This window comes from Actinomadura montaniterrae (assembly GCF_008923365.1).
In the GTDB taxonomy this organism is placed as follows: domain Bacteria; phylum Actinomycetota; class Actinomycetes; order Streptosporangiales; family Streptosporangiaceae; genus Spirillospora; species Spirillospora montaniterrae.
Map to the genome: position 1 here is coordinate 1 of NZ_WBMR01000379.1, position 5,649 is coordinate 5,649.

Below are 5,649 nucleotides of genomic sequence, written 5' to 3' on the forward strand. Positions count from 1 at the left end.
AGCCGGGCGGGAGCGCCGCGTCCGGGGCGCGGCCGGCCGAGGCCGCCGCCTCGCGCTGCGCCTGGACGGGCCCGTCCGCGCGCAGCCAGGCGATCAGGTCCGGGTCGGCGAGGACCGGCCCGATCATCGGCAGCAGCTCGCCGTAGAAGCGGACCATGCCGGCGGCCAGCCGGGTGAGGTTGCCCTCGACCGTGCCCTTGCCGGCGGATCCGGCGAGGGCCGCCATCGCCGTCCGCGCGGTGGCGGTGACCTCGCCCAGCGCCGCCGCGAACAGGGCGGTCTTGTTGGCGAAGTGGTTGTAGAGGCTGCCTTCCGAGACGCCCGCGCTGCGCGCGATCTCCTTGGTCGTCGCGGCGGTGATCCCGCGCTCCCGGATCACCCCGATCGCCGCCGCCAGGATCCGGTCCCGCATCGGCTCCCGGCCCGCCGGCCGCCCGGCCGCCGCCGTGCCCGCCGTCGCGTCCGCCGTTCTGCTCGCCGTTTCGCTCGCCGTTCTGCGCGCCGCCACCTGCGCCACCTTCCCTTCCGTCGCCGGACGGTAGCATCCCCAGCATACTGAGTGAGCGCTCACCCGTGTCCGGTCGGGGCCGTACCCCTGCCGACTTCCCGAGAACCCGGGCGAATGTCCCTCACTCGAGGTAACGTCCCCTTCACCGCGGGTTGCCGGATGCAGTGCAGCATCGCCCAGGGGAGGGGTCCGCGTGACCATCGCCGGAAAACAGCCGCCGCTCACCGGGGCCACCGCGCCCCCGCCCGACCAGCGGACCGGGGCCAGGCCGCCCCGGTTCCTCGACCAGCCACTGCTCGGCGTCGTGAGCATGGCCGCCTTCACGCTCAACGAGCACGGCCGCATCAACCACTGGAACCACGCCGCCACCGAACTGTTCGGCGCCGGCCCGCTGCAGGCCGCCGGCCGTTCCCCCGCCTCGCTGCTGCGGCTGCCGCAGGAGCACCGCGGCGCCTTCGAGCCCGAGGTCTTCGGGCACGTCTGGTGCGGCGCCTGCATGGTGCCCCGCGCCGACGACGGCCGCCCCGCCGAGGTCGGCTGGTGGGTGTACCCCATCGAACCGGACGGCGACCGCGGCCCCCGCGACGTCCGCGTCCTCGCGCTGGCCGCCGACCTGCGACGGCTCCGCGAGGACGGCCCCGGCCTGGCCATGGACGACGTCCTCGTCGCGGCGCCCGACGGCGCCGCGCGGCGCGCCGCCGGAGCCCGGCTGCTGCGCGTCGAACCCGTCCTCGCCCCGCCGCCGGCCGCCTCCGGCCAGGACGGGCCCGCCGACCTCAGCCGCCGCAACGGCGACGGTCCCGGGCACGGCGACGGCCGTGGGAACGGCGACGGGGCGCTCGCCCGCCGGCTCGCCGAACTGCTGCCCACCGCCGGAGCCGCCGCCACCGACGCCATCGTGTCCCGCGTGCTCGCCATGGGCCGGCCCGCCGTGTCCATCAGCGTCACCCTCCGGCTCCCCGTCGTCCCGCACATCGGCGACATGCCGCGGGCCCTGCGCATCCGCCCCCGCGCCGTCGCCCCGCACACCGCCGCGGCCGACCACGACGACCGGGACGGCGGCACGTCCGGCACGTCCGGTACGTCCGGCACGTTCGCCACCGCGGGCGCGGAAGAGAACGAGACGCTGACCTTCCTCAGCGAGGCCGGGCAGCAGATCGGCGGCTCACTCGACCACCTCCAGGCCGCCCGCACCCTCGCCGAGGTCCTCGTCCCGCGGGTCGCCGACTTCGCCGCCGTGCAACTCCTCGAAGGCGTCGCCGCCGACTCCGCCCAGCCGTCCACCGACCTCGACGAGACCGCCGTGATGCGCCGCGTCGCCATCGCCCACGACGACGAGCCCGGACACTGGGAGAAGATCGTCCCGGAGGGCGAGACGCTGGTGCTGGGGCGCGGCACCCCGTTCGTCCGCGCCATGCGCACCGGCCGCACCGTGCACATCCCGCAGGTCGACGCCGAGTACGCCGCCCGGCTGTCGGCCGCGTTCGGCGGCCGCGACCTGAGCCCCCTGTTCACCGGCCGCGCCCTGCTGGTCGTCCCGCTGATCGCGCGCGGCCGGGTGCTCGGCACCTTCAAGCTGCTGCGCAAGCCCGACCGGCCCGGCTTCGACGACCTCGACCTCGCCATGGTCGACGAGCTCGCCCGCCGCGCCGCGCTCTGCGTCGACAACGGCCGGCTCTACCGGCGCGAGGTCCAGGTCGCGCAGGAACTGCAGCGCAGCATGCTGCCCGCCGACCCGCCCGAGGTCCCCGGCGCCCGCGTCCACTACCGCTACCGGCCCGCCGGGCAGGCCGCGCAGGTCGGCGGCGACTGGTTCGACGCGTTCCCGCTGCCCGGGCGCCGGCTCGGCATCGTCGTCGGCGACGTCATGGGGCACGGCCTCACCTCCGCCGCGATCATGGGCCAGATGCGCACCGCCGTGCGCACCCTCGCCGTCGAGGACATGCGCCCCGACCTGCTGCTCCGCCAGCTCGACGCGCTCGCCCGGCGGCTCGGCGAGGGCTACGTCGCCACCTGCTTGTACGCGGTGTACGACCCGGTGGCCCGGCGCTGCAGCTTCGCCAACGCCGGGCACGTCCCGCCCGTCCTCGTGTCCGAGAGCGGCGAGAGCCGGGTGCTGCCCGTCCCCGCCGGGCTGCCGATCGGCGTCGGCGGCGAACCGTTCGAGACCATGGAGATCGACGTCGAGGACGGGTCCCGGCTCGTCCTGTGCACCGACGGCCTGCTGGAACGCCGCGACCGCGACATCGACCAGGGCCTGGAGAAGCTGCGCGTCCTGCTCGCCGGGCCGGCCCGCCCGCTCGACGCGACCTGCGACACCCTCCTCGACGTGCTCGCCACCACCGCCCCCGCCGACGACATCGCCATCGTCGCCGTCGGCCTCGACGGCATCCCCAAGGACGACGTCGCCGTCTGGGAGCTGGAACCCGAGCCCAGCATGGTCCCGCGGACCCGCGCCCAGGTCGCGTTCAAGCTCGCCGAATGGCGCCTCGAAGCGGTCGAGGACACCGTCCAGCTGCTGGTCAGCGAGCTCGTCACCAACGCCCTGCTGCACGGCGCCGGGTCCATCGTGCTGCGGCTCATCCGCGGTGACGCCCTGCTCTGCGAGGTCTACGACGACGGGCAGGACATGCCGCACCTCCGGCACGCCGACGCCACCGCCGAGTCCGGGCGCGGGCTCCAGCTCGTCAGCCACCTCGCCGCCCGCTGGGGCACCCACCGCACCGACGGCGGGAAGGTGGTGTGGTTCGAGCACCGCCTCCCGGAGTGAACCCGGTGGCCGTGAACCCGCCGCGCAAGGCGGGCCCGCCTTGCGCGGCGAATCGCGTGGTCGGGGGCCCGCCTCCCGCCCGTGGGAGGTAACTGTTCCCTCCGCGACAGATAGTTTCCAACGTCCCCGTCCGCTGAGATCGATAGTGTCGAAGCGCATCAACGGCCCATCGGGGGACGATTTGGGCGAGAACCTGACCCTGCCGGTCCCGGAGACCCTCTACGCCACCTACGCCGTCGCGCTCACCGCGCCGATCCCCGACCCCGGCGAACTCGCGCACGACGAGATCGCCGCCCGGACCCGGCCCCCGCTGCGCGACCTCGCCCTCGGCATGCTCGGCAGCCCCATGGTCACCCTCGACCAGCGGCCCGCCGCCGAGTTCCCGCCGCTGCCCGCCGACCTCCTCGCCGCCTACGGCGCCTCGCCCGCCGCGCTCGCCGCCCTCGACGCCGCCTCCCACATCCTCGCCGTCCGCGCCGCCTACCGCCCCGGCCACCCGCCCGCCCACGAATGGGCCGCCCGCGCGATCGCCGGAGCCGTCGCCGCCGCCCGCACCGCCCCCGTCATCGACGTCTTCACCCCGCAGATCCTCGCCCACGACCACCTCACCCGCTCCCTGCCCGGGCCCGACGGCGCCGTCCGGCTCACCGACTGGATGCTCCTCCCGCACACCTCGGGCCCGCACGGCTTCTGGTTCACCACCAAGGGCCTCGCCCGGTTCGGCCTCCCCGAACTGCAGACCGAGAACGTCCCGCCCGCCCTCGTCGTCCCCTGGGGCCGCCTCCTCAACGGCCTCGCCCGCCGCGTCCTCGACCTCTGGCAGGACCGCCTCCGCACCGGCGAGCAGCCCCTCGTCGTCGACCTGCCCGAGACCGTCTCCGTCGGCCTCGGGGACATCGCCGCCGCGCAGGGCACCGACGAGCCCCTGCGCCGCGAGGTCACCGTCCGGCTGCGCCTCGACAGGCCCGGCGAACCCGGGACGACCGGCGAACCCGGTTCATCCGGCTCGTCTGATTCCTCGGGTTCGTCCGGTGAGGCCGTGCTCACCGTCCTGCCCGCCGACGACGGCCCCGACCGCCTCGAATCCCTCTGCGCCGCGCTCTTCGGCGCCCAGGACGGCCACCGTTGACGGCCGTCCCGCTTGCCGACCCCCGCGTCCAGAGCGCAGGATCGTCACCGTGAGATTCGGCCCACGCGACCGTCCAGGCCCTGATCCCGAAGACACCGGCCCGCCCGCACCCCACCCCGGCGACGTCCACGTCGCGGGAAGGAGCAGGTCCCGCCCGGAGGAGCCCGCCGACTGGATCCCCGTCCCGCCCCCGCCGCCGCAGCCCGAGGCCCCGCCGCCCGCAGCCGAATCGCCTTACCCGCCGGGCACACCTCCCTCACCGCCGCCCGCCTCGACCGAACCGCCATGGACGCCCCGCGGCGCCATCTCCCGCACGCCTGCGGACCCTCCGCCGTCCGCGCCCCAAGAACCCTCCGCGTGGACGCCCCACACCCCGGAGACGCGACCCGCCGATCCCGTATCCGGGCCCGCGCCGCAACCCTCGGCCGCCGGGTCGCCGGATTGGTCACCGCGCGATCCAGAGCCACCTGCCGCCCCCGCATCCCCGCCGGACGCGGCGCCCGCCCCGTGGATCTCTCACGATTCGGCGGCACAGCCCGCGGCGCCCTCGCCCGAGCCCCCTGCGGCGCCGTCTTCGCAGTGGACGCCGCACACGCCCGAGACCCGGCCTGCGGCTCCGCCGGCCGAGCCCGCGCCGTGGGGTTCGTCGTCGGCCTCCTCGTCGCCTTCCGCCGCGCCGTCGGACGCTGCCTCCTCGCAGTGGGCGCCGCACGCGCCGGAGACGCGTCCTGCAGAGCCGGAGACGCGTCCTGCGGAGCCGGAAGGCGCGCCCGCACCCTGGGCGTCGCAGGCTCCGAGCACCGAGGCGGCCCCGTCCGGTGGGTCCGCTTCGCCGTACAGGTCGGCCGAGGTGCCCTCGTCCGAGGGGCCGCCGCGGCGGGAAACGCCGCAGTGGGCGCCGCACGGGACCGGCGTGCCGGTGCCCGAGGAGGAGATCCCCGAAGCGGCCCCCGAAGACGAACCGGAGCGCTGGGTCGTCCGGAAGCCGGGAGGCCTGCAGGCGGGAGCACCCGAAGACCAGGCGGGGACGCGGAGCGCCGGCCGTCACGAACGTCCCGGCGCCGAGGCCGACGAGCCCTTCCTGCCCGGCAAGGGCCTGTCCGCCGAACCACCGCCGTCATTGACGAAACCCGACGTGACACGGCCGGAAACCCCCCGGCCGCCGACCCGCGCCCTGTCCACCACCCCGCCCACCGCGCCCCCGCCTGCCGCGCCGTCCGCTGCCGCGCCGCCACCTGCTGC

Annotated in this window: 3 protein-coding genes and 1 pseudogene; 3 read left to right on the forward strand and 1 reads right to left on the reverse strand. The window is 76.1% G+C overall.

What is annotated here, in order from left to right; genetic code table 11:
- Positions 1 to 508: TetR/AcrR family transcriptional regulator (locus F9B16_RS51985; RefSeq protein WP_192809381.1), on the reverse strand; the 508-nt coding region annotated here is incomplete at its 3' end.
- Between the two features lie 193 nt (positions 509 to 701).
- Between F9B16_RS51985 and F9B16_RS48875 the strand changes: the two genes are divergently transcribed.
- From F9B16_RS48875 to F9B16_RS53380, 3 genes and pseudogenes are all read left to right on the forward strand, one after another.
- Complete coding sequence (locus F9B16_RS48875; RefSeq protein ID WP_192809382.1) at positions 702 to 3,278, forward strand: SpoIIE family protein phosphatase; 2,577 nt, start codon at positions 702 to 704, stop codon at positions 3,276 to 3,278.
- A 181-nt stretch (positions 3,279 to 3,459) separates the two neighbouring features.
- Positions 3,460 to 4,407 (forward strand): hypothetical protein, encoded by a 948-nt coding sequence (locus F9B16_RS48880; protein ID WP_225992646.1) that lies wholly within the window; start codon positions 3,460 to 3,462, stop codon positions 4,405 to 4,407.
- 850 nt (positions 4,408 to 5,257) lie between these two features.
- Positions 5,258 to 5,649: pseudogene (locus tag F9B16_RS53380) on the forward strand (hypothetical protein); the annotation flags it as partial.